The following is a 25,657-nucleotide window of genomic DNA, read 5'->3' as shown; positions in this document are numbered from 1 at the left end:
TAATATGTTTATTATTGGAAGTTATTTATGACTTTGCCAATTGGCGCTGGTTTTTTTACTGGGGATATTCCTGCAAAGGTCAGCTCTACAAAAATTATACCCTCTAAACCGCAAGGTTTAGCGGATGATAGCGCCAGTCAAAAAACAAACACAGATTATGTAAAAACTAGTAAAGCGGGTGTAGAGCTTGCTAATCAATACTTTAGTCAAAGCACTAGTAAAGCAAAGTACAGCCAAACTATTTATGACCAACCAAGCGCAACGGTGAGTAAAGCAATTTCAACATATACAGAATTTGCAAATTTAGAGCGTCGAGCCGAAGTACAAGATTTAATAGGCGTCGATATATACGCTTAGCCCCAGTAACAGTAAAAAATAAAAAGCCCGAACACATGTTCGGGCTTTTTTCGTAAGCTTATGGCTACTGTTTAATAAAGCCAATTAGTTTATCGGCAATATCTGTATTATTTTGAGCACCGTTAAAGTGTTCACTGCCTTTACCGTAGGCAAATACTTGTACATCTACAGCGGTGTGTCCGCCTGTTGTCCAACCAGTAAAGCTGGCGTCACTAATAATACTTTTAATGGCTAAATTAAGCGCTGTTTCGCCCATTTTCTTCGCTTGTTCAAGTTTTACTTTATTAGCCGGTGTATATTCAATACCTGTGTTGGCGCGCCAAATAGGCTCTAAGTCATCAGCAGCGAGTAATTGCTTTGTTAGCTCAACGGCTGTTGCTTTAACACCTTTAATAACTTCTGTATCCCACTTATATTGTCCGTGCGCACCGAGGGTTAACCCACCAGTTGAATGATCTGCAGTAACCACTAATAAAGTATCAGGGTTTTTATCAATATAGGCTTTTGCTTTTTCAATCGACTGTGCAAAGTCATCCATTTCGGCCATGGCACAGGCTACATCGTTAGCATGTCCACACCAATCAATTTGGCTGCCTTCAATCATTACAAAAAAGCCGTCTTTATTTTGGCCGTCGAGTAAATCAAATGCTTTAGCTGTTAGTTGCGTTAAGTGGTTTGAATTAGCATCAAGCGCAAATGGCAGGCCCATTGGGGCGTATAAGCCAAGTGCCGGTACTTGTGTGATCTGACCAAGGTTTTTTATATCATCGCTATATTGATAACCAGCTGCTTTAAATTCATCAACGAGGTTACGGTCTTCTCTAATAAAATACTGCGTACCGCCCCCTAGCATTAAATCAACAGGGAGTTTACCGGCAATTTTGTTATCTATGTACTCATTAGCAATCGCATCGTAATTTCGACGTGATTCGTTATGTGTAGCAAAACTAGCTGGGGTGGCATGGTTAATTTGCGAGGTAGCCACTAATGCCGTTGTCATACCGCGTTCTTTTGCTATTTCTAACATGGTTTTAACAGGCTTTTTGTCAGTATCGACTGCAATAGCACCATTATAACTTTTATGGCCGCTACTCAGTGCGGTTGCACCTGCAGCACTGTCGGTAACATAAGTGTGATCGTCAGGGTAAGTACGCGCCATGCCTGTTAAAATAGTATCAAATACGGTTGTTTCAATCTGCTTGGTGGTTGGATCATCTTTAAAATAACGATAAGCGGTTGTATAGGCAGGACCCATCCCATCACCAATCATATAAATTACATTTTTAGGTGCATCGCTTGCATAAACACTGGTAGATGCACATAAAAGCGCTAATAAGCTAAGTTGGTTTTTCATTTTTATCCCTATGAATGTGCTGTTTAAATAGCACCACAATTGTATATGGTTACGGCGTGTTGAATTTGCAGCATAAATACCAAACATGCGCTGCCCAAAAATTCTTTCTAAGGCGATTAAGTTTTTGCTAGGTTTTTACTCCGCCCACAAGGTTACAAACCTCGTACCAGGATTTAACCGCCCGTAGATTGAACAAGTTTCAATCCACAAAGTTCAATACGCCCTCGTATAATAATGAAATGAAGTAAGAATAAAAAGCAAAGTATATAAACAGGTTTGGCTAATTGTCACTAAAACAATACAGCCATTTTTTTAGCTTATGTTAATTATAGTGTAATGAATATAGTGGTATACATTACTTACCTGAAGAGTATTTAAGCTCTGTTTGTAATTATTTATTAAATTAATGAAACTTAAAATAAGTTAAGTTGTTGAAATTAAATATATAATTAAAGTTCTAAAGTTAACCTTACAAATCAAGAGGTCTTTATAAATATAAAAAATATAAAAAATTTTGGTATTAGAGGTCTGACAACTAGTATGTTATAAATAATGTCGCACGTTAAAAAGAGGTGTCTGTTGCAGCCATTTGAAATAAAAACAAGAAATATAACATTGCGTGGCTTACAAAAAGGCACTGGCGATGAGCTGGTTATAGCCTTGCATGGGTGGCTAGATAACAGTAATAGTTTTACACCTATGTTGGATCAGGTTAATCCGCAGCATACTTGGTATTGTGTTGACTTTGCTGGGCATGGGCTATCTGATTGGCGTGCACAGGACGCTCATTATTATTTTGTTGATTATATTGACGATGTGTACCAACTTATAAAGAGCTTAGGGGCAAAAAAGGTACATTTAGTCGGCCATTCAATGGGCGCAATTGTGGCTGGTTTATTTGCTAGTTGTTTTAGTGAGTATGTGCATTCAGTTACCTTTATTGAAGGGGTTGGCTGTGTTACAACCCCCAGTGATGAAGCATGTGAGCAATTAAAGGGGGCGATACTTAACAGAGAGCGCGCCTACAATAAAAAAAAGCGCGTTTATAAATCCGAATCCGCAATTATCGAAGCGCGAGCAAGTACAACAGATTTAAATAACGAACTGATCACCTTATTGATGAGTCGTAATATTAAGCAAAGTGAACTAGGGTATGAGTTAACAACAGACCCTAAGCTTAAAAATCACTCAGGTTTTAGGTTTGATGAAGCGCAATGTATTGGTGCAATAAAACAATTAATTGCACCAAGCCAATTAATTTTAGGTAACCAAGGTTATTCGTTTGTAAAACAAAATTTGGCCAAGTATATTAGCTATTACAACAACTTGAAGGTAATTAATGTAGATGGCGGGCATCATTGCCATATGCAAAGCAGTGGGTTATGTTTTGAGCATATTCAAGCCTTTATGCTGCAAAATGGTGCATGTTAATTGTAAATTAGCGCCAAATGTGGGATTATTCCTGCATTAGAGTATTTGCTCAATTGTTAAAGTGCCTTACTTAGATTAAGGTTAATAAAAATATAATTATAAACAGGGGCTAAGAGTGGAAAAAATCTGGCTTAAGCGCTACCCAGAAGGTATGCCTGAAACAATCGATCCTGAGCATTACAACTCGTTACTCGAAGTGTTCGAAAAAAGTTTTACCGATTACAAAGATTTACCTGCATTTACGAATATGGGTAAAACATTATCGTATGATGAAATAGATACAGCGACACAACGTGTTGCCTCGTATATTCAAAATGATTTAGGTCTTAAAAAAGGCGACAAAGTTGCCGTAATGATGCCTAACTTGTTACAAACGCCTATCGCTATTTTAGGTATTTTACGTGCAGGGTGTGTGGTGGTTAACGTAAACCCACTTTACACAGTACGAGAGCTTGAGCATCAATTAAAAGACTCTGACGCGTCAGCTATTTTTATATTGGCTAACTTTGCAGACACGCTTGAAAAAGCACTTGCAAAAACGGATGTAAAACACATTGTTGTTACCCAAGTGGGCGACATGGTGGGTGGTATTAAAAAGCATATCGTTAATTTTGTGGTTAAATACATAAAAAAAATGGTACCCAGCTACAACCTGCCAAATACAATCAAGTTTTCAGATGTGTTGGCAGGTGACCCCGCAAAGTATACGCGTCCAGAAATGAGCTTATCTGATCTGGCCTTTTTACAATACACAGGTGGTACAACCGGCGTATCTAAAGGGGCGATGTTAAGTCATGGCAACATGGTTGGTAACCTTGAGCAAGTATCGGGCTGTTTAGATAAAGTATTAGACCGTGGTACTGAAGTTGTTGTTACTGCATTACCGCTTTATCATATATTTGCGTTAACGGCTAACTGCTTAACGTTTATGAAATACGGTGGTTTGAATGTATTAATTACAAACCCACGTGACATGCCAGCATTTGTTAAAGAGCTTAATCAGCATAAATTTACTGCTATTACCGGTGTAAATACCCTGTTTAACGGATTACTTAATACGCCAGGGTTTGCAGAGCTTGATTTTAGTCATTTAAAAATGTCTTTAGGTGGCGGTATGGCGGTACAACGTCCTGTAGCCGAAAAATGGCAAAAAGTGACTAATTCTAAATTAATGGAAGGTTACGGTTTAACTGAGTGTGCACCGCTTGTAACTGTAAGCCCGTATGATTTAGAAGCTTATAATGGCTCTATTGGTTTACCTGCTCCTAATACCGAAATTAAGCTAATGCTTGAAAACGGAGAAGAAGCGGCAAAAGGTGAACCCGGTGAGCTATGGGTTAAAGGCCCACAAGTTATGCTAGGTTACTATAACCGCCCAGATGCAACCGCAGAATGTTTGCAAGATGGCTGGTTTGCTACCGGTGATATTGCCACATACGACGATGAAGGCTTCTTCTATATTGTTGACCGCAAAAAAGACATGATCATTGTATCGGGCTTTAATGTGTTCCCAAATGAGATCGAAGAAGTGGTTGCCATGCACGACGGCGTATTAGAAGTCGCGGCTATTGGTATTCCGCACGATGTAAGTGGTGAACAAGTTAAAGTTTTTGTTGTTAAAAAAGACCCTTCTTTAACTGAAAAAGATATAATAAATCACTGTCGTGATAATTTAACTAATTATAAGGTGCCTAAACTCGTTGAGTTTAAGGATGAGTTACCTAAAACAAATGTAGGTAAAATTCTCAGAAGAGCCCTAAAAGATTAGTAAACTATAAAAAAGCCGGCATTAGCCGGCTTTTTTATTGTAGGAGATTAAGTGCAATACCAATTGATCGAAACACAAAATCAACTCAACACCTTTGTTGAGCAAATAAAAAACAAGCCTATTTTAGCCATAGACACAGAGTTTATGCGCCGCCGTACTTTGTACCCTGAAGTTGCACTTATTCAAGTATATGATGGTGAGCATCTCGCCCTTATAGATCCACTTGCCGAACTCTCGTTATTTGAATTTTGGCAAATATTACAAGATCCATCAGTACTGAAAGTGTTGCATTCCCCCTCAGAAGATATTGAAGTATTTCAAAAATATGCAGGCTTTGTACCTGCTCCATTGTTTGATACACAATTTGCTCTTCAGCTTTTAGGCGAAGGCAACTGTATGGGCTTTGCACTAATGGTAAAAGAGCTATTAGGCATAGAAATAGACAAAAGTGAATCGCGAACTAATTGGCTACAGCGCCCATTAACTAAAAAGCAGCTCGATTATGCAGCCGCTGATACGTTTCATTTACTGCCTTGTTTTGAACTAATAATTGAGCGTATAAATAAAGCTGAGTTATTTGATATTGTCATAAATGAGAGCGAGTTAATTGCAAATAAACGCGCCTTTCAAACCCCAGATGAGCTGCTTTACAAAGATATCAAAAACGCATGGCAACTAAAACCGCACGAGCTCGCGGTATTAAAAGAATTAGCTGTATGGCGTCGTAATAAAGCTATTCGTAAAAATTTAGCGCTTAATTTTGTGCTTAAAGAGCACAACATGACGGAAATTGCTAAACGTGGGCCTTCAAGCTTAAATACGCTAAGACAAATTCCGGGTGTTGAGTCGATGGAAGTAAACCGCTCTGGGGTCGAAATACTAAAGTGTATTGAAAAAGCCAAAGCACTTGCGGTTGATGAGCATCCGCCTGTGCTTAAACGTTTAATTGATTTTCCGGCTTATAAAAAAGTAGCTAAAGATATTAAGCAAAAAATCACGAAAGTGGCAAAAGAGCAGGGTATACCAGAGGATGTAATGGCCTCTAAAAAACAAATTAATCAGCTTATTAGCTGGAATTGGAAACTCACTGATGAGCAAAAGCTAAATCATATTAAACCTGATTTACTTAATTCTTGGCGCTACAATTTTGTTAAAGACGCACTTAAAGAGTGGGATAATTAAACCCACTTTCTAAGCTAACAGGCTATGTTATACCAATTCGCAATAATATTTAATCATTTTTAGGGGCTAAACGTGTCGCTATCTGCGTTAAAAAATTCTCATTTAGAGCAACTAAATAGCGATTTTTTTGCCTTGCTATCAACACGTTTTTCCATCCTCAAAATAGATCACTTAATTATGCGAATTGGTATTAAAAATCGGGCGCTACGCTGAACGTTAACCGCTTATGGGTAATGGGGTGATCTAGCGCCAAATACTCGGCATGTAAGTGTAACCTGTTGGCTTTTTTACCGTAATGTGTGTCACCAATAATAGGCATATTCAGCCCTAAGTGGTGAGCGCAGTGTACCCTTAACTGGTGAGTGCGGCCCGTTTTAGGGTAGAGCTGTAAGCGTGTAACATTTTTTTTACGTTCAAGCACCTGCCATGTAGTAAGTGCGGGTTTGCCGTTTTTATAACAAACAAGCTGGCGTGGCTTATCGTCAAAATCAAGTCGCAATGGCAGCTCTATCTTGCCACTGTCCTTAGGCACAATACCATCAACCAGCGCAATGTAACGTTTATCAATAGTGCGGGCAATAAATTGCTTTTGTAGTGCTTTGTGGGCTCGTTTATTGAGCGCTACCACTAATAAACCTGATGTAGACATATCTAGTCTGTGCACAATTAACGGGCCTGTAGCGTGTGGAAATTGTGTTTGAATACGTAAATACACAGAATCTTCAATATTGACACCTGGTACAGATAAAAACTCGCTGGGTTTGTTTACAATAACAATATCATCGTCTTGATAGACTATCGGCAGCGTTTTACCTTCAGCAGGGTTAACGAGTAGCGGGTTATCTTCTATGCTGAGGCCTTTTAACATGTGCGATAAAATAGGTTGGCACTTACTGTAGCAAGAAGGATAATAGTTTTTATGTTGACGTATTGCCGACTTAGGTGCGCTTCCCCACCAAAACTCAGCCATAGCCACTGGCTTTAAATTATTAAGATAAGCGTATTGTAATAGCTTGGGTGCAGCGCAATCTCCCGCACCTGATGGCGGTGTATGCTCAGGCAATGCTGCAAATATGGCGTTGAGATCTTTAACTTCATGCTCTGCATTTAAAAATTGGTACTGTGCAAACACGTGTTTTTGTAAGTTTTTAGATAAAATCTTACGGCGTTTTTTTAACTGTTTTATTTCGTCCTGTAGGGCATTAAGCGCCTGCTGCTGCAGAGTTATTTTATCATGCCAGTGATCTTTTATGCTTTGATAGTGTTTTTTATCTTCTATGCTTTGTTTTGCCAGTTCATGCAAGCTTGCTTGTTGCTCAGGCGTTATTGCTAGATTGTTATTAATTGCAAGTTCACTGCGCGCCTTTTTACGTGCTTTTCTATTGGCTTGCATTACGCTTTGTTGAGCCTGTAACTGTTGATCAAACGCGTATTTATCAGCACTTAATGACGCTACTAATTTATTCAATGTACTTGCATTTTCTAGGGCATGTATTTGCGCATTTATTTCGTTAATAATTTTACTTTCTTTTAAATAACTCACCTCTTCCAATGCCATTTTAGATACATTAGGCACGCATTTTATATCGGTATTTAAATTTTCAAGTTGGCCAGAATACGCCGCTAAAAAGCCAAGTTGTTGTTGCTGGTTTTGTACAACTAGTACACCAAACATTTTGCCATCATTCGCTGCTATTTTGTTGCTGTCATTTTCGTTATACGGTAAATGTGTATCAAGTTGCTGCTGTAATTGTGTTGCGGCTAAAACAGATAGCGGATGAGGTTGGTAGTAAAACGGAAACGTAAATTTATCTGGAAGCGGTATAGAATCTACAGAGCAATCAAATAAAGTAAAACAAGAAGCGTGATTTAACATAGCAAAGTAATAGCAAGCATAAAGCAAAATAATATGCCCATAATAACATATTCACTTAAGGGGTACTTGCTTAATCCTCTGCGGTTACTAAACCGCGCTTAGCTAAAAAGCGTACTAATAATAGTGTTAGGTTTTCTCTGCGTGCATTATTTGGCCATACCGCATAGTAACCAAGCGGCTTAAGTTGCCAGTTAGGTAAAATGTGAATGAGCTCTTCTCGTGCTAATTGTTTTTTTACTAGGTTTTCGGGCAATATGCCAAGACCCAAGTTTTCAGATACAAAGTGACTTATTGCAAGCGCACTATTTACATTTACTCGCGACTTTTCACAAATACACACCACTTCGCCATTTGGAGAGGTAAAATCTACAGTGCTGCCGCGCATACTAAAATGAACCCAATCCCACTGTTTTAAATCGTTTGGGTGCGTAGGGGGTTGATGCTTATTAGCGTACTTACTTGAAGCAACTAAAAAGCGTTTACTCTCTCCAATTTTACGCGCCATGAGTGAGCTGTCTTCTAGCCAGCCAACTCGAATACTTAAATCGAGCCCTTCATCCATTATATTTATTACTTGGTCTGTGTAATTAAGAGACAAGTTCACTTTTGGGTATGTTTGCACAAATTCTGCTATCGCGGCCGAAATTTCGTAGCTTGCTAAAAAGGCGGGCAGCGATATTTTTAAAGACCCTATAGGCTCATCACCCACAGAGTTAATTTCGTTCAAACCTGCCTCTGCGTGTTTTGTTATGTTTTCTACGTGGGCGTAAAATTTTTCACCTTCAGGGGTAAGCGACAATTTACGGGTTGTTCTATGTAATAAAGTGACGCCTAAAAACTGTTCTAAGTCAGAAACACTATGGCTAACACGTGAAGGTGCTATGCCAAGCTCCTTAGCTGCAATACGAAATGAACCGCCAGAAACCACTTTGGCAAAAATAGCCATGTGTCGTAAATAGTTAATCATTGTTCTGAAAGTCGGAATTGTATTGTGCCGTTATTGTATCTATTCGCTTGTGAATCGAAAAGTTATATTAGCTGCGAATTCAACATTAGCCTTACAGCCCAATAATTTGGTTGTTAAAAAAATCAGGAATAACAATGAACACATTACAAAAAACTATAGTTGCCGCAATTGCTTTAGCGTGTATCACACCTACTTTAGCTAGTGCAGAGGGGTTTTATGGAACTGCACATGTAGGCTATAGTTCGCAAGCAAATGACTCTCAAGCCATTGGTAACAATATTGCCGTAGATAGTGATTTTCCATCTGAATTTGATGCCGGTGAGGGCATTGTAGGCAGTATTGGTTTAGGTTATCAGTTCAATCCTCAATTTAGAGTAGAGGCGCGTATTAGCTATCATGATACTGACTATAGCGATACAAAAGTTGGCGTAGGTGCACGTGAAGGTGAGCAGTATGTATTAAAGGGGGATTTAAAAGCCACCACTTATACAATTGAAGGCTTTTACGATTTTGATAACAGCACCGCGTTTACGCCTTATATTAAAGCGGGGTTAGGGGTTGCCGATAACAGCTATTCTGCAAAATTAGGTGGTGCAGGCATTAGCGCCTTTGACGTGTTCGATGGAAATGTTGATGGCTATTACGATGCGTATGCTGATGACGATTCAACCGAATTTACATGGAATATTGGTGCAGGGGTTAACTATCAAATAACTAAAACTATGTCGTTATACACTGAGTATCAATACATTGAATTTGGTGATGTGCAAACGGGACAAGATGCATTTACTGATGGCTTTAAAATTGACAGTGCAGCAAGCCATGAGTTTTTACTTGGTTTACGTGTAAACTTTTAAATTTAAAACACAACACAATGCACCACATACGTGTAGTGAGTGTGCAAAGCAAAAAGCGGCATTTAAAATGCCGCTTTTAGTTGTGCTACTTTTTTTCTTCGTCAGGTAATGTCACGTTGAGCTCAAGTACCGCCAAATCATCTTCGTTTTGATCAAACTGTACCTGCACTGCATCAGTGTTTACATTTACGTACTTACGGATCACATCTAAAATATCTTGTTTTAATTGTGGTAAGTAATCCGGTGTTCCGCGTTGCGAACGCTCGTGCGCGACAATGATCTGCAATCGCTCTTTTGCTAATGACGCGCTATTTTTCTTTTCTGAGCGGAAGTAGTCAAGTAAAGACACATTAACCTCCAAAAATCCGTTTAAATAAGCCTTTCTTCTCAACGTCTAAGAAGCGAAAATCGACTGTTTCACCTAATAAGCGATTAATTGCATCAGCGTAAGCTTGCCCTGCATCTGAATCACCATCAAGTATCACCGGTTGCCCCGAGTTAGACGCACTTAATACCGCTTGCGACTCAGGAATAACACCAAGTAATGGAATCGACAGAATATCTTTAACATCTTCTACCGATAACATTTCACCTTTTTCAACTCGCTCAGGGTTGTAGCGTGTTAATAATAAGTGTTCTTTAATATTTTCTAGGCCTTCTTCAGCACGTTTTGATTTGCTGTGTAAAATACCTAAAATTCTGTCTGAATCTCGAACCGAAGATACTTCAGGGTTTGTTGTTACAATTGCTTCATCAGCAAAGTACATCGCCATCATTGCGCCGGCTTCAATACCTGCAGGTGAATCACACACAATGTAGTCAAAGTCTTCTTTTAGTTCGTTTAAAACGCGCTCTACGCCTTCACGGGTAAGGGCGTCTTTATCACGTGTTTGTGATGCGGGTAGTAAAAATAATTTTTCAACGCGTTTATCTTTAATAAGCGCTTGATTTAGGTTGGCTTCGCCGTTTATTACGTTTACAAAATCGTATACTACGCGGCGCTCACACCCCATAATTAAATCTAGATTACGTAAGCCAATATCAAAATCGATAATAACTGTTTTATAGCCTTTTAAAGCTAAACCGGTGCCTATTGCAGCACTTGATGTTGTTTTACCAACACCGCCTTTACCAGAGGTAACGACAATTACTTTTGCCATGAGATTTATCCTTTAACCAAAGCTGAAATTTCTAATGATTCGTTTTTTTGTTGTATTTGTACTGCATTGCCCCAGTGCTCACCTTGTAATGAGTCGCTGATCCAGTAATTGCCATCAATTGAAACCAATTCGGCTTCGAGCTTTTGGCAATAAATGCAGGCGTCTTTAATCCCTTTTGCACCTGCAATAGCACGCCCGCGTAAGGTGCCATAAATATGCACATTACCATCGGCTATTACTTCTGCACCATGGCTAACTGCACCAAGTACAATTAAGTCTCTGTCTTTTGCATAAACTTGCTGCCCTGAGCGTACCGTGCCATTAATTACTTGCGCAGGTAGGTACACGTTTTTTTCAACAATAGAGGTATTAGGCGCCTCTTGTTTAACGGGTGCACTTTTAGCATCTTGCGAGTAATTTAGTACAGAAAGGCCAGCGGCTTTAGCTTGCGTGTGTTGCTCATCTGAGCCATTACAAACACCTACAGCATTAAAGCTCATACGCTCAATGAGAGATTTTAAATGTACAAAATCAAGTGAGCTGTTTTTAATTTCTTCTAAATTAACAACAATAGGCGCTCCTTCAAAAAAACGAGGAGCTTGGGCTATTTTTACATACAACTGTTCTGCTAGAAGGGCGATATCAGTGCTATAAAGATGCAATACTGATAACGTGAAAAGGTTCCCTTTTAGCTCAAAAATTTGTTCCGACATACACGCTCAATTGATTTGTCTGATTAGAAATTAATTTTAGATAAACGTAGGCTGAATAAGGCCTTTAATGAAATTTCTAATCTAATTTTTCTAACTTATTATTACTCTCATGTTATAGTGTGCGGCAATGTTAAGCAAGATTAAATAGGGCCATTATGCTCACTGCGGTATATAAAAGTAAGAAAAAAGCGGATACCTTCTTATTTGTTGAAAAAAGAGATGATTTTAGTAAAGTGCCTGAACCTTTACTGGCTATGTTTGGTCAACCTATTTATGTAATGATTATCAATTTAGCAAAGCGTGATCATTTAGGCGGTGCCGACCTTGAAACAGTAAAAGCAGCGTTAGCTGACCCAGACAAGGGTTACTATTTGCAAATTCCACCGCCGGAAGAAAATTTACTTAGCCAATTACGAAAAGAAAACGGAGTTGATAGTGATTAAAAAGTTAGCCGTAATTTTATGCTCAGTGTGTTTAAGTGGCTCTGTAGTTGCTAAAACGCAGGCCGAATTTCAAACTTATTTAAGTGACTTAAAGCAAGAGGCCATTGCTAAAGGGTACGATAGCAAGTTAATAGATGATGCATTTGCGACTGCCTCATACAAAGAAAAAGTTGTATCGGCTGATAAAAACCAGCCAGAGGTTAAAGAAACCCTCGAAACCTACTTACCAAAACGTGTACCGCAATGGAAAATTGATCGTGCACGTAAACTCTACGCAGAAAATAAAGATGTACTTGAACAAGTTGCAAAAGAGTTTGGCGTACAAGCACGCTTTATAGTGGCATTATGGGGCCTTGAAAGTAACTTTGGCACAATACAAGGTGGCCATAATGTTATTTCATCGCTAGTGACGCTTGCCTTTGATGGTCGTCGTGAAGCACTTTATAAGCGCCAGCTTTGGGCAGCATTAGATATTTTAAAGTCAGGCCATATTACGCTTGATAAATTTAAAGGCTCTTGGGCTGGAGCAATGGGGCAAACTCAGTTTATGCCTACCTCATTTAACGCCTACGCCGTTGATTACAATAACGACGGCCGCAAAGATATTTGGACCACCAAAGAGGATGCATTTGCATCGATTGCCAATTATTTAAAACAAGAAGGTTGGGATGACTCACTAACTTGGGGTCGCCAGGTAAAATTACCTGAAAATTTTGACAGTAAATACGTGCTAAAACGTGGCACTAAAACACGTAAGCAATGGTTGGAATATTGGAACGACTCAGAGCGCTCGCTTGCAGACTGGCAGGCTCTGGGTGTACGCAAAGCTGACGGCTCTGACTTACCTAATGTTGATGTACGCGCTGCACTGGTAATGCCCGATGACATTAATGGGCGTATGTACTTAGCGTACGATAACTACAAAGTGTTTATGCACTGGAACCGCTCATATTACTTTGCCACCAGCGTGGGCTATCTATCAGATAGAATTGGTTATCCAAAAATATAATTTATACGCTGTTGTGTAATAAAAAAAAGCCGCTATGCGGCTTTTTTTATTTGTTTAATCATGTTCTTTTTTAAATATTTTATCTTTTAAATCGATAACCTTGCCAATTCCTGAACCAAGCTTCATTAGCTTATTAAGCTGCTCTGGGCTTAGGCGTTGTAACTCTGAAGACCACTTAGTAACCGTTTCGAGTAGGTTGTGGATTTCGCCCATTTGCTTTTGCGCATAGCGCTCTTCTTCGTTGTTTGCTTCGTCTAAAAGGTTATCACGCAGCAAACTTAGGGTAGGGTCTATTTCACGCTTTTTACGCTCTTCAAATACGCGATTAGCCATATCCCAAATTTCACCCGCTGGGGCGTAATATTCTTTACGATCACCAGGGATATGATGCACTTTAATTAATTGCCATGACTGGAGCTCTTTAATTCCCATGCTTACATTGCCACGAGAGATACTTAGCGCATCGGCAATCTCATTTGCGGTCATGGGCTCTTTGGTGATGATCAGTAAACCGCACATTTGGCCAATCGTGCGATTGAAACCCCAACGGCTGCCCATTTCACCACAGTGCATAACAAAGGCTAAGTTTTTTTCAGATAGACTCATAGCTTTTTAAGTTTCAGTAAATTCAGAAAGTAATGCTAGCACGCTTATAAATTATAGCAACGTTTAGCCTGGTATCTTTTGTAGAGTATTAAATCAAGATTAAGTTTAATTTACTCCTACTTTTAGTAGGAGTAAATTACTTGCTTAGGCAGGGTTAAAGTGTGTAGCTAAAACTTAGTTTTGCATTACGCTCTTCGCCTGGCATACCACCTAAAAACATGGCTTTTGAGTAGTACTTTTTATTAAACAAATTGTTTAAATTAAGCTGCATGTGCCACTTATTAGTGGTGTACGAAACTGCTGCGTCGTACACCGTGTAGCTTGGTACATAGCCATCAGGAATACTAAACGAGCTAGAGTTTGTGCTTCTGTTATCTACAAAAGTAATACCGCCACTTATGTTAACAGCTTCAGGTAGGTTAAACATATCGGCATAGTAGGTAACCCACGTACTTGCCGTTACATACGGTACGCCTTTTTGGCGTGTATCGTAACTGCTGCTATTTGGATTAGATTTATCGCGGGCATCTTGGTATACGCCGTTTACATTTACTTTCCATTGCTCGTTTAAGTGCGCATTTAAATCGAGTTCAACGCCTTTGGTTTGCTCTTCACCATCGTAGTAGCTCTCTACTACATCAGGCCCAGACACACCGGCTTCATACAGTGGGTTTGTGTATTCAAGGTTTGTACGCGCGCTTTCAAATACCACCAGTGATGCTAAAAGCTGATCATCAAATGCTTTAAATCTAAAGCCTAAATCGTTACTGATAGACTCAGAGTCTTCACGGTCTGCCTCTGTACCTGCTACTGAGCCTAATACACTGTAGGCAGTACGGCCTTTAGCGTGGTTAATAAACACGGAAAAGTTTTCAGTAGGTTGATACGTTGCGCCTAAGTTATAAGTTAAGCCACTGTCTGATGTGTTTGCTTCAGGCGTTGGTTCAGCGCGGCTTGAGCTATAACGCTCATCTACACCATAGTGCTCATATGTTTGCTTAATGCGATTATAAGCAACACCAACTCGGGTTGTAAGCTGCTCAGTAATGTAGCCTACGTGCTGAATACCTAAGCCCCACGCTTGTACTTTTTTATTGTAGTCACTGGTTTTTAGTGGGTCGTAGTCATCAAAACTGCCTGTTGGCCAATTTGGCGAGCGCATATCATAAATATATGGCAGCGTGCCCTGATACAGTACATTTCCTTCGCTGTCGTAAATAACTTTGTCTGCATCGTAAATAGAATACTGTTTAAAGCGAATGTCTCTGTCTTCGTAGTTTGCATTAACCAGTAATTCGTTATCTACGTCGCCTAACATAAAGTCATAGCGTAAATCTAAGAAATACTGCCATGACTTTTCATCAGCTTCTACTTGACGGTATTCTTGGCGTCGCGCTGCAAATGGATAAAGTACACCGTCTTCAACTAACGGGGCACGCGGGTCGTTATTTATAATGCCATCGCGTGTTGAATACACATAATTAAACGCACCAGTTTGACGAGCAAAGCTTGATGTGTAGTTACGGTACTGTAACTGCTGATTTAAAAATAAATCATCTGTAATAAAGTAATTATGGGTTAGCTTAAAGCGAAGCTCTTCACCTTCATTATCGTCCGCCATAGGAGAGATAATACCGTTAGTACCAAAATCGTACGGGGTAAGGCCATCGGTTGATGAAAGCGAATCTGCCAATTGTGTTTGTTGAGCCGCAGTTAATTGAACACCATTACCAGATGGGTCATTTACTAAATCTGCGCCAGTTACTTCACCTGCAGTTAAACCATTGGCGGTTTCTGCGTTATAAATTCGAATAGGGTGGCCAATAGAATCTACTGCAATTGAGTCTTTAATATAGGCTGCAGAGAGCATGATATCTTGATTGTCACTTAGTATGTATTTAAGCGAGGTATAAATTTCGTCGCGGTCTTCTTTTAAATCACGAAAGCCATCGCTTGAGGCCGTTTTAGCCATTACGCGATACGCTAGGTCATCGGTAATCGCATTGGTGCTATCAAAGGCAAGTGAATAACTATCCCATTGGCCAAGTTCGGCAAATATTTTATGTTTTTCTTCAAACTCAGGCTTTTTTTCTATCAGATTTATAACACCACCAGCACTGCCTATACCATATAAACCGGTAGCAGGGCCTTTAAGTACTTCAACCGACTCAACATTAGTGAGTGAACGAGTTGGGTTAAATGTATTACCTAAGCCTGCACCGCCATACATACCATCGTAAGTGTAATTAGCATCAAGACCACGAATGACTAAATTGTCGCCTATACCGTAGTTATTACCGGCTTGAGTTAAACCACTTACATTACGTACAAGCTCTTGTAGGCTATCTACACCTTGTGACTCTATAAGTTCACGGTCAATAATAACAACCGGAGCCGGTGTTTCCATTAACGACATGTCTGATTTAGTTGCAAGGCCTGAGCTCATTACAACTTGGTTTTGCTTTTCGTAAACGCTGATGCGCTCAATGTCTTTTTCAGCCGTTGTTGCAGCAACCGCTAATGATGCGTTTAAACACGCAAGTGTAACAAGAGAGTATTTGAACTTTTTCATATTGATAATTATTCGCATTCCATAAAGTGTGCGAATAGTAATAGTTATTATTCGTTAAGTGAATAAAAAATTCTAAAAAAGTGAAATTAATTGCGCGGTAGGTGAGTTATTGCTCTAAAAAGTAAATTTAAGGTTAAATTAATGCTATAAATAAAAAGCATGAAAGTGTAAGCTTTCATGCTTTTGTAAAATAATACATTAATTAGTGACTATTTTTTATAAACAACGCCTGCTTTCATAACAAAAGGAATGCGCTCAAGCACAGAGATATTTTTAAGTGGATTACCTTTTACTGCAATAATGTCGGCTGCAAACCCTGATTTTAGCTGACCCAGTTTATTATCCATTTTTAATAGCTTTGCACTGTTAATGGTGGCAGCTTGTATTGCTTTTAGTTCGCTCATGCCAAATTTAACCATACGGCTAAATTGTTTGGCGTTATCGCCATGAGGGTAAATAGCAGCATCGGTACCAAATACCATATTTACACCGGCTTTTACTGCGCGGTTAAAGCTGTCGCGCTGCTTTTTAGACACTTGACGTTCTTTATTGAGGTTTTCTTCATCTACCCCATTTTGCTCACCAAAGCTCAGTGTGTATTCTGTATTATAAATGTCCATTGATAACCACGTGCCATGTTTTTTAGCAAGTGTGATGGCTTCATCATCTAAAAAGCTGGCATGTTCAATACTATCTACGCCGGCTTTTATAGCTGTTTTAATACCACTTGTGCCATGTGCGTGAGCGGCTACAGGTAAATCACGCATGTGGGCTTCATCTACAATTGCTTTCATTTCTTCAAATGAATACTGCTGTACACCCACTTTTGTACCTTTAGAAAAAACGCCCCCCGTGGCGCAAAACTTAATGGCATTAGCGCCATACTTTATGTTTTCTCGTACTTTTACACGTGCAGCCCATGGGCCATCGGCTACCCCTGTTGAAGTGTATTTTAGCTCTGGTGGTAAACGGTTATTATCGCAATGTCCGCCTGTGATCCCAAGCGAAGGGCCAGCTGCCCAAATACGCGGGCCTACAATATCTCCGGCGTTAATACCATCACGCACTGCAATCACGCTATAGCCCTCGGCTCCTACATTTCTGAGGGTAGTAAAACCAGCAAGCAATGTTTTTTTAGCAAAGTGCGCGGCTTTAATGGCCATGCGCGGTACCGACTGACTTAAACGCTCACTTCGCGATACTGTTGGGTCACTAGTTAAATGAACATGCATATCCATAAGTCCCGGCATTAAAGTAAGCTCGGGTAAATCAATATGCTGATCATCTTTGGTTATTTTTGGTTTTTTGTTTAGTGTAACCTCGGTTATCACCCCATTATCTATTGTGAGCAGGGGGGAGTGAATAACCTCACCTGTTTTTACATCTATTAATGCTTTAGCAGTTACATAAGTAAGGGCTTGCGCGTTAAAACTTCCTAAACACATAAGTGCAATGGAGGCGCTGAGTAGCTTTTTTTTCATTGTGTTTTTCTTCTGGTGGCGGTTCATTAATTAAAATGTAACAACCTAATATAAAAGTGTAAATATAATAGGTTAATCCCCATTTATCGTAATTACTTTATTAACGCAGGTTAAATGCGCATAATCGGCTGACGATACTAAAAAGGATTATCATGAAATCAATTAAACTTGCCTTAGTTGCTAGTGGCGTTATGTTTGCATTAAGCGGCTGTATGAACACACAAACCAGTAATAACACAGGTAGTAGTGCACAGCTAAACACGTCAAACGCACCCGCAGCTATTGTTTCAGAGCTTTCTTATGAGCAGCAATTAGATGTGCTTGTAGCCCAATATTATAACGAGTTACTGAGCTTTAAACCTATTAATGCAACCTACAGTGGTCGCAGTGAATTCAACGATAAGTTTACCCCAGAGATTTCATCTAAAAATCGAGCTAAAAAAACCGCTTTTTATAAAAAGTACCAGCAGCGCCTTGCCCTTATTGATAAATCGCAATTAACAGGGCAGGCACTTTTAAGTTACGAAATACTAGCGCGAGATTTGGCGCTTAATTTGGAAGGCATGCAATTTCCATCTTACATGCTACCAATAAACCAAATGGCAGGCGCGCATAATACCTTTGCGGGTTTTGGCTCAGGGCAAAGCGCACAACCGTTTAATACAGCCGAAGATTATAGTCATTTTATAAAGCGCAGCGAAGGTTTTGTAGCTTGGCTTGCAAGTGTTCAACGCTCAATGGGGGAAGGTTTAAAGCAAGGTATTTCTTTACCAAAACCTTTAGCTAAAAAACTACAGCCGCAATTTGCAGCGCATGTTGTTAAACGTGCTGAAGACTCTTTATTTTGGGGACCGATTAAAAACTTCCCTGAATCATTTACCTCAGATCAAAAAGAGACGATCACAGCGCAGTACCGCTCACTTATTATGACGCAATTAGTACCTGCTTATAAAAGTATGAGTGATTTTTTAGTTAATGAATACATTCCTAATAGTCGTACAACGGTTGGCTATAGTGATTTACCAAATGGTAAAGCATGGTATGAATACCAAATTAAAAAAAATACCACATTGAGTTTATCTGCGGATGAAATACACGCCATTGGGTTAAGTGAAGTGTCACGCATTTTAGATGAAATGAAAAAAGTAAAACAGGATGTTGGATTTAATGGGTCATTGGCTGAGTTTTTTCAGCACTTACGTGATTCAGATGAGTTTTATTACGACACGCCAAGGGCATTAATAACTGCGTATGAAGATGTTAAGCAAAAAATAGATGCACGTGTTCCTTTATTATTCGATATTGCCCCTAAAGCCCCCTATGTTGTTAAAGCGGTTGAACCATATCGAGCGCAATCTGCTGCGGGCGCATCTTATGCGGCCCCAGCACCCGATGGTTCACGCCCCGGTATTTTTTATATAAACACGTTTAATTTAAAAGCACAGCCAAAGTTTTTGCTTGAAACACTCTCTATACATGAAGCTGCACCGGGTCATCACTTTCAAATTGCCCTACAGCAAGAAATAGAAGGCTTACCCGACTTTAGAAAGTTTGGTGGCTACACCGTATTTGCTGAGGGTTGGGCATTGTATGCAGAAAGCTTAGGTAAAGAACTTGGCTTATTTACCGACCCTTATATGTGGTATGGGCGTTTAGCGGATGAGCAACTTAGAGCGATGCGTTTGGTGCTTGATACTGGCTTTCATGCAAAAGGTTGGACTCGTCAGCAGGGGATTGATTACATGCTAGCTAATTCATCTATGGCTAAAAGCGATGTAATTGCAGAGGTTGAGCGTTATATAGCATGGCCTGGCCAAGCTCTTTCGTACAAGTTAGGTGAGTTTAAAATTAAGCAGCTGCGTGATTACGTTAAAAAGGCGCTAGGCGATAAGTTTGATATTAAAGCCTTCCACACTCAAATACTGATTGACGGCGCACTACCAATGCCAATTTTAGAAGAAAAAATTAAACGTTGGGTTGCTACGCAGAAATAAAACAATACACGAACGCCCGTGTTGATAAAAGCACGGGCTTTGCGCGTATAGCTGCAATACGTTAGAATGCGCGCTCTTTAGGGGCGCGAGTAAATTATGTTTGATCAAGAATTAGCAAATACACAGTTTTGGCTTAAAAAAAGTTTAGCCGATATGAACCAAAACGAATGGGAAGCGATTTGTGATGGTTGCGGAAAATGTTGTTTAAACACCTTTATTGACAGTGAGGATGAAGACGAGTTTACCGCTACGGATCAATTACGCGAAGGTGAAGAGCTTATTTTCACTAACATTGTTTGCCAATATCTTGATAACAACACTTGTGGTTGTAGCGAATACGAAAACCGCCAGACGCTTGTTCCTTCATGTGTAAAGCTTACCAAAGCCAACCTTAAAGATATCTTTTTTATGCCGCAAAGCTGCAGCTATCGCCGATTACACGAAGGCCGTGGTTTAGCATCGTGGCACCCGCTTTTAAACAATGGCGAAAAATCACAAATGCATGAGTTAGGTATATCCGTTAAAGATAAAACAGTAAAAGACTGTGACGTAAAGCTTGATGACTTTGATTTATACATAGCTGAGTGGCCCACTAAGGATTGCGATTAATGAGCAACTTAAAAGCTAGCATAGGTCTAATAAACCCTAAAAGCCCTACAAATGTAGGCGGTGTTTTACGTGCTGCGGGTTGCTACGATGCAAAGCAAGTTTTCTTTACCGGTAGCCGTTATTTAAACGCTAAAAAATTTCATACCGATACTAAAAACGTTGTTGAGCGGATCCCCTTAAATGCCACTGATAATCTACAAAGCGTAAAACCAGAAGGTGCAACTGTTGTGGTTATTGAACTCATTGAAGGCGCGACACCTTTGCCTGATTTTAAGCACCCAGAAAATGCATTTTATTTATTCGGCCCTGAAGACGGCTCTATACCAAAAGATGTTTTAAAATGGTGTGATGAAGTCGTGTACGTGCCAACTATTGGCTGTATGAACCTTGCTGCTACTTGTAATGTCGTATTGTACGACCGTTTAGCAAAGCTCGGTGGTGTAGAGAGCAGTGATTCAACCATTATTAATTCGCGCGATACCAATAATAAAATGAAGTGGGATAAAACCTAAGCTTCGAGCAAAACTATCTTAATAAAATTTCTTTTACTTTGCGTACTTAGTTCTACACTTTAGGGAAATATTCCAAATAAAGTGTAACTATGCGCATATTGTTAGTTTTGTTTTTACTTTCACCTTTTTGCTTTGCTCAGGTCCCTGTGACTTACATGCAGGACGATACATCCTACACTGTAACAGGTGAGCGCTATAAATCAGGTTATTTATTTAGCGTACCTAACAGCACTAAAACTATTCACGTTGTTACTGAAGATTGGCCGCCTTACATAGGTAACAAACTGTGTAATAAAGGGTGGGTGTATCAATTTACCGTATCTATATTTAACAGTGCTGGCTATAGCGTTTACATTGAATTTGTACCGTGGGCAAGAGCTGTTCGTGCCGTTGAACTAGGTAAAGCAGATATATTAATGCCAGAATACTTTATCGAAGATACCGCACCTTCTGATTACGTACCACACCAAACTCGTCGAAAATTACTTGGCCTTTCTAATTCGTTTGAAGGCGGCAATATAGGCTTTTTAAAACGCAGAGGCGAGCCCGATAGGTTTAATGGCAATTTAAAGTCATTAAAGGGCTCGCGTATTGGGGTAGTTAGAGGCTATCAAAATACGCCTGAGTTTGATGCCATGATGGATAATAACGAATTTATTATTATTAACGCCGTTGATGATTTACAGCTTGTAAAATTACTGGCGGCTGAGCGTGTGGATTTAATTATAGGCGATCCCGCTGTACTGATTTACTCGGTTAAATATGCCTCTTTACCCGATAACGAGAAACAGGCTTTACTCAGTGCTATTGAACCAGAAAGTCACCCAATTCAGTTTAACCCCCTCTACTTTGCTATTAGCAAAAAAACGCCTAATTGGTTATCTATTCTAGAAGATATTAATACGGCTTTGTACAAGTTTAAAAATAGTGGCGAAACACAAAGGCTCAAAAAAACCTTAATGAATGAATGTGGTTTATTGTAACGTTCCAATTATTTTGTGCTTTTAATATGCCTTAAACGTGTAAAATCATTTTCAACTTGTTAATGGAGTGAAAATGACGTGAGTGAAATAAATACCAATCAATCATTTGCGGTCAAAGAGCAACAAAATAAAAATTACCTGTTACCGCTGACTGCAATGACCACACTGTTTTTTTTATGGGGTTTTATTACTGTTTTAAACGACGTACTAATTCCTCGTCTTAAAGGCGTTTTTGACCTAACTTACTTTGAAGCAATGCTGGTACAGTTTTGCTTTTTTGGCGCCTATTTTATTGTCTCTATTCCGGCCGGAATATTGGTTAAACAATTAGGTTATAAAAAAGGCATACTAACCGGCCTAGTGGTTGCCTCAATTGGCTGTATGCTGTTTTACCCTGCAGTAGTGGTGCATGAATACTGGTTGTTTTTAGGTGCATTATTTGTACTTGCTGCCGGTGTAACTGTTTTGCAGGTCTCTGCTAACCCGTACGTAGCTGCTTTAGGGCCTGAAAAAACCGCGTCATCAAGGCTAAATTTAGCGCAAGCGCTTAATGCTTTAGGTACAACAGTAGGCCCGTATGTTGGGGGAATACTCTTTTTTGGTACAGCGGGAACACTAGCGGCCAGTGCTGCAAGCGCTGAATCTGTAAAAGTCCCTTATTTAATGTTAGCAGCGGCCTTACTGATTATTGCGATTGTGTTCGCCTTTATTAAATTGCCTGACATAGAAGGGCATAAAGAAGAAAATAACCCAATTAATGAAACTCGTTCATTAACACAAGCACCCCATTTAACAATGGGTGTACTGGCTATTTTTTGCTATGTAGGTGGTGAAGTTGCTATTGGTAGTTTTTTAGTTAACTTTTTTGGTGAAGCGCATATAGCAGGGCTTGAAGAACACGCTGCTGCCGCACTAATCAGCTACTACTGGGGCGGAGCTATGGTTGGTCGCTTTATTGGCTCAGCTTTACTGCAAAAGATAGCGCCTTCAAAAGCGTTGGCTTTTAATGCCTGTATGGTAATTGCCTTATTACTTGTGACTATATTTACACAAGGTAATGTTGCGCTGTACGCGGTTCTTGCAATTGGTTTATTTAACTCAATTATGTTCCCAACTATTTTTTCTGTTGCTATAGAGCGCTTAGGATCATTGACTAGTAAGGGGTCTGGCTGGTTGTGTTTGGCAATTGTCGGCGGGGCATTGGTGCCTTTATTACAAGGGTACATTGCTGATGTTGTTAATATACAGCAAAGCTTTTTTGTTCCGCTAGTGTGTTACGTATTTATTGCTTGGTATGGCTTGAACGTGGTTCGTTTAGCTAAAAAATGGTAAATACGCTTGTATGTAAGAGCGACTGAATACGTATTCAGTCGCTTTTTTATAACAAATTTGCAGGAACGTTCCAATAAATTTAGTTTTGACCGTAAATAATGTCGTATATTCAGTATGTATTATCAAATAGCTGGTTCTTTATTCTTATTTTAAGTTCAAATAGAGCTTATCTAACTTGTTATTAGCGACACACCTTTAAATATTTGTTAAAAATACACGCTATAACAAATAATTAAAAAAGGCGTTCATGCTGTACTCACCCAACTTTAACTCGCACCGTTTTGTTTCTTTGGCCTTATCAATAAATAACTCCTCGAAATCGGCTTCGGCCAATTAAATAGGCATTGCTTCAAAAATTACATACAAGTGGTTAGCAGTGCGCCGTGTAAATGCAAAAAATTGTATTGTTAAGTTTGGCAACTATTCACCAGTACAAAACCATTATCGGATCAGTGAAACAAAGTATGATTAGTTATAGTGGGCAAAAATCAGTGCTAAAAAGCGTTTTTAAGTATTAAGCTTTTGCCGTCGCTACCGCACAAAAAATTTAAAAAAACACTTATACTGAATGTACTAAACTTAAGTTGCAATTTAGCACACGTGGTTCAAAAGTTTAGAGTTTAAAATATGGCAAAAAAATCAGTGTCAGGACAAAGTTGGTTAAGCCTTATCAACATCGATAAGGTGTATAGCTCGGATAAACAGCGCCAAGCGTTTTCGTTATTTACCATGATAGCCATTGCTATTATTGTTATCTCCATGTTGGTGGTGTTTAACTACAAGGTGTATTCGCCCATACTCACTGTTTCGTTAATAGCGGTAAACATTACCCTTATTAGTGGCGCTTTTTATTTTATAAAAACGGCCAAACTTGAAATGGTTGCATTAATAAGTATGTGTATTGTATTTATCATGTGTGTGGCATTGACTTACACGGGAGGGAAAGAAAATACAGCGCTTTATTGGCTTATGTTTTACCCAGTGGTGTGCTTTGCAGCATTAGGCGTAAAGCATGGCTGTAGGCTTGGCTTAGGTTTATTATTGTGTTGCAGCGTTATTTTGTACGGACCTGATTTTGGGCAAGTTGCTTATGGTAGCGTTGAAAAGTCTCGTTTTTTAGCGTCGTTTACGCTTGTATTTATTTTTTCGTTTATTGGCGAATACTTTCGGTTTAAAAGCCACTTGGCCATTGCCGATATAACGCTTGCACAAACGCAAGATGCCTATACTGATCAGCTTACGGGTGGCGCGAACAGGCGTTTTATCTCTGCTCACTTTTTAAAATTAGCCGCTAAAACGCCTGAAAAATACCTGCCGTTTTCTATTTTATTACTTGATTTGGATTTCTTTAAACGACTAAATGACACCTATGGCCACGATTTTGGTGACATTGTATTGATTGAGTTTACAAAATTACTCGACTCACAATTTCCAAGCTCTGCAGTCAAAGCACGCTATGGCGGTGAAGAATTTGTGGTTATCTTACCTAAGGAAACGGCCTCAGCAGCTACAAAAATAGCCGATAGTTTTAAACAGTGTGTCGCAAAGCAAGCTATCTTAACAGATGATAATGAGCGGGTATTTATTACCTGTAGTATAGGTGTGGCACAGGTGGATAACGTGGAACATTTTAGCGCAGCACTTAAACAGGCAGATGAATACTTATACCTTGCCAAAGAGCGAGGCCGAAATCGAGTTGTATCAAAACACACGCAGGAGCCCTATGAGTAAAACTAAACTTATTTATGTACATGACCCTATGTGCAGTTGGTGTTGGGGCTATAAACCAACGTGGTTAAAGCTAAAAGCTGCGCTGTCTTCGCAGCTGACAATAGAATACAGAGTAGGGGGGCTTGCGCCAGATAGCCAAGAGCCGATGCCAGAAAATATGCGCGCCATGCTCCAAAGCACGTGGCATAAAATTAGTGCGATGTTGGGAACACAGTTTAATTTTGATTTTTGGCAGGTTTGTCAGCCAAGGCGCTCGACTTATCCAGCCTGCAGAGCAGCAATTATTGCCAGAGCGCATAATAAAGAGCCACAAATGATAGAGGCAATTCAACATGCTTATTATCTGCATGCTCAAAACCCATCTGATGAAAGTACCCTCATTACCTTAGCTGAAAAAATCGGCTTAGATAAACAACAGTTTTTTGAAGAGCTTTACTCAGAGGCTTTGAATCAGAAATTACATGCGGAGTTAGCATTTAATGCAAGTTTGCCAATACAAGGCTTTCCTTCGTTAGTATTAATAACTGATAATAAAGCCATTGCAATTAAAATAAATTACACCGACCATCAGCAAACCCTAAACACGATTAATCGTTTATTGGCCTAATGGGCTAACACGTTACATCTATTTACTGTTTTACCCAGTATATATCGCCTCAATACTCACAGTGAGTCTGTTTTGTTACAGCTGTAATAAAACAGACTTTTTTGCGCAACATG

At 39.5% G+C, this 25,657-nt stretch carries 23 protein-coding genes; 14 read left to right on the top strand and 9 right to left on the bottom strand.

Features of this window, described 5'->3' with window-relative positions; all coding sequences use genetic code 11:
• Positions 1 to 27: 27 nt before the first annotated feature.
• The gene (locus AN389_RS00925; RefSeq protein ID WP_055019030.1) at positions 28 to 357 is read left to right on the top strand and encodes a hypothetical protein; all 330 of its coding nucleotides are present in this window, start codon (positions 28 to 30) and stop codon (positions 355 to 357) included.
• Between the two features lie 64 nt (positions 358 to 421).
• On the opposite strand, the gene AN389_RS00920 is transcribed toward AN389_RS00925, so the two are convergent.
• The gene (locus AN389_RS00920; RefSeq protein ID WP_054981946.1) at positions 422 to 1,711 is read right to left on the bottom strand and encodes an alkaline phosphatase; all 1,290 of its coding nucleotides are present in this window, start codon (positions 1,709 to 1,711) and stop codon (positions 422 to 424) included.
• A gap of 579 nt (positions 1,712 to 2,290) precedes the next feature.
• Here AN389_RS00920 and AN389_RS00915 point away from each other — a divergent pair.
• The 3 genes from AN389_RS00915 to rnd all read left to right on the top strand — a co-directional run bounded on the left by AN389_RS00915 (position 2,291) and on the right by rnd (position 6,092).
• Entirely contained in the window at positions 2,291 to 3,142 is an 852-nt protein-coding gene (locus tag AN389_RS00915) for an alpha/beta hydrolase (protein ID WP_055019029.1), read from the top strand.
• A 115-nt stretch (positions 3,143 to 3,257) separates the two neighbouring features.
• Positions 3,258 to 4,910, top strand: a complete 1,653-nt coding sequence (gene fadD / locus AN389_RS00910) for a long-chain-fatty-acid--CoA ligase FadD (protein ID WP_024031721.1) — start codon at positions 3,258 to 3,260, stop codon at positions 4,908 to 4,910.
• A 51-nt stretch (positions 4,911 to 4,961) separates the two neighbouring features.
• Positions 4,962 to 6,092, top strand: coding sequence for a ribonuclease D (rnd, locus tag AN389_RS00905; RefSeq protein ID WP_055019028.1), 1,131 nt, complete (start codon positions 4,962 to 4,964; stop codon positions 6,090 to 6,092).
• 190 nt (positions 6,093 to 6,282) lie between these two features.
• Here rnd and AN389_RS00900 read toward each other — a convergent pair whose 3' ends face one another.
• Both AN389_RS00900 and AN389_RS00895 read right to left on the bottom strand, forming a co-directional pair.
• Positions 6,283 to 7,968, bottom strand: a complete 1,686-nt coding sequence (locus AN389_RS00900; protein WP_055019164.1) for an RluA family pseudouridine synthase — start codon at positions 7,966 to 7,968, stop codon at positions 6,283 to 6,285.
• Between the two features lie 70 nt (positions 7,969 to 8,038).
• Positions 8,039 to 8,935, bottom strand: coding sequence for a LysR family transcriptional regulator (locus AN389_RS00895; RefSeq protein WP_055019027.1), 897 nt, complete (start codon positions 8,933 to 8,935; stop codon positions 8,039 to 8,041).
• A 134-nt stretch (positions 8,936 to 9,069) separates the two neighbouring features.
• Between AN389_RS00895 and AN389_RS00890 the strand changes: the two genes are divergently transcribed.
• The gene (locus AN389_RS00890; RefSeq protein WP_055019026.1) at positions 9,070 to 9,792 is read left to right on the top strand and encodes an outer membrane protein; all 723 of its coding nucleotides are present in this window, start codon (positions 9,070 to 9,072) and stop codon (positions 9,790 to 9,792) included.
• Positions 9,793 to 9,877: 85 nt separating this feature from the next.
• Here the strand turns inward: AN389_RS00890 and minE are convergent, their stop codons facing one another.
• The 3 genes from minE to minC are packed head-to-tail and all read right to left on the bottom strand — an operon-like array spanning position 9,878 to position 11,665.
• Entirely contained in the window at positions 9,878 to 10,141 is a 264-nt protein-coding gene (gene minE, locus AN389_RS00885; RefSeq protein WP_004586362.1) for a cell division topological specificity factor MinE, read from the bottom strand.
• A 1-nt stretch (position 10,142) separates the two neighbouring features.
• Entirely contained in the window at positions 10,143 to 10,952 is an 810-nt protein-coding gene (minD, locus tag AN389_RS00880) for a septum site-determining protein MinD (protein WP_024031716.1), read from the bottom strand.
• Positions 10,953 to 10,957: 5 nt separating this feature from the next.
• Positions 10,958 to 11,665: a septum site-determining protein MinC gene (minC, locus tag AN389_RS00875; RefSeq protein WP_004586360.1), complete on the bottom strand. Its 708-nt coding sequence runs from the start codon at positions 11,663 to 11,665 to the stop codon at positions 10,958 to 10,960.
• A 155-nt stretch (positions 11,666 to 11,820) separates the two neighbouring features.
• Between minC and AN389_RS00870 the strand changes: the two genes are divergently transcribed.
• Entirely contained in the window at positions 11,821 to 12,108 is a 288-nt protein-coding gene (locus tag AN389_RS00870) for a YcgL domain-containing protein (protein WP_004586359.1), read from the top strand.
• Positions 12,101 to 13,117: a lytic transglycosylase domain-containing protein gene (locus AN389_RS00865; RefSeq protein ID WP_024031714.1), complete on the top strand. Its 1,017-nt coding sequence runs from the start codon at positions 12,101 to 12,103 to the stop codon at positions 13,115 to 13,117. The genes AN389_RS00870 and AN389_RS00865 overlap by 8 nt, the downstream gene beginning before the upstream one ends.
• A gap of 54 nt (positions 13,118 to 13,171) precedes the next feature.
• Here AN389_RS00865 and AN389_RS00860 read toward each other — a convergent pair whose 3' ends face one another.
• The 3 genes from AN389_RS00860 to AN389_RS00850 all read right to left on the bottom strand — a co-directional run bounded on the left by AN389_RS00860 (position 13,172) and on the right by AN389_RS00850 (position 17,776).
• On the bottom strand, positions 13,172 to 13,723 hold the full coding sequence (locus tag AN389_RS00860; protein WP_004586357.1) for a GbsR/MarR family transcriptional regulator: 552 nt from the start codon (positions 13,721 to 13,723) through the stop codon (positions 13,172 to 13,174).
• A 154-nt stretch (positions 13,724 to 13,877) separates the two neighbouring features.
• Positions 13,878 to 16,295 (bottom strand): TonB-dependent siderophore receptor, encoded by a 2,418-nt coding sequence (locus AN389_RS00855; RefSeq protein WP_055019025.1) that lies wholly within the window; start codon positions 16,293 to 16,295, stop codon positions 13,878 to 13,880.
• A 209-nt stretch (positions 16,296 to 16,504) separates the two neighbouring features.
• Positions 16,505 to 17,776: an amidohydrolase family protein gene (locus AN389_RS00850; protein WP_055019024.1), complete on the bottom strand. Its 1,272-nt coding sequence runs from the start codon at positions 17,774 to 17,776 to the stop codon at positions 16,505 to 16,507.
• 152 nt (positions 17,777 to 17,928) lie between these two features.
• On the opposite strand from AN389_RS00850, the gene AN389_RS00845 reads away from it, so the two are divergent.
• The 7 genes from AN389_RS00845 (at position 17,929) to AN389_RS00815 (ending at position 25,544) form a co-directional block, all read left to right on the top strand.
• Positions 17,929 to 19,770, top strand: coding sequence for a DUF885 family protein (locus AN389_RS00845; RefSeq protein WP_055017087.1), 1,842 nt, complete (start codon positions 17,929 to 17,931; stop codon positions 19,768 to 19,770).
• A gap of 96 nt (positions 19,771 to 19,866) precedes the next feature.
• Positions 19,867 to 20,379, top strand: coding sequence for a YcgN family cysteine cluster protein (locus tag AN389_RS00840; protein ID WP_055013625.1), 513 nt, complete (start codon positions 19,867 to 19,869; stop codon positions 20,377 to 20,379).
• On the top strand, positions 20,379 to 20,891 hold the full coding sequence (locus AN389_RS00835; protein ID WP_055013624.1) for an RNA methyltransferase: 513 nt from the start codon (positions 20,379 to 20,381) through the stop codon (positions 20,889 to 20,891). The genes AN389_RS00840 and AN389_RS00835 overlap by 1 nt, the downstream gene beginning before the upstream one ends.
• An 89-nt stretch (positions 20,892 to 20,980) precedes the next feature.
• Positions 20,981 to 21,874, top strand: coding sequence for an ABC transporter substrate-binding protein (locus AN389_RS00830; RefSeq protein ID WP_055013623.1), 894 nt, complete (start codon positions 20,981 to 20,983; stop codon positions 21,872 to 21,874).
• Between the two features lie 78 nt (positions 21,875 to 21,952).
• Positions 21,953 to 23,206, top strand: a complete 1,254-nt coding sequence (fucP, locus tag AN389_RS00825; protein ID WP_055019023.1) for an L-fucose:H+ symporter permease — start codon at positions 21,953 to 21,955, stop codon at positions 23,204 to 23,206.
• 627 nt (positions 23,207 to 23,833) lie between these two features.
• On the top strand, positions 23,834 to 24,937 hold the full coding sequence (locus AN389_RS00820; protein WP_055017085.1) for a GGDEF domain-containing protein: 1,104 nt from the start codon (positions 23,834 to 23,836) through the stop codon (positions 24,935 to 24,937).
• A complete protein-coding gene (locus AN389_RS00815; protein WP_055019022.1) occupies positions 24,930 to 25,544 on the top strand; it encodes a DsbA family protein in 615 nt (204 codons plus the stop codon). Before AN389_RS00820 ends, AN389_RS00815 begins: the two co-directional genes overlap by 8 nt.
• The last annotated feature ends 113 nt before the right edge of the window (positions 25,545 to 25,657 follow it).

Source organism: Pseudoalteromonas sp. P1-7a (assembly GCF_001401855.1).
GTDB lineage: Bacteria > Pseudomonadota > Gammaproteobacteria > Enterobacterales > Alteromonadaceae > Pseudoalteromonas.
This window is presented reverse-complemented; position numbering and strand designations above follow the sequence as displayed.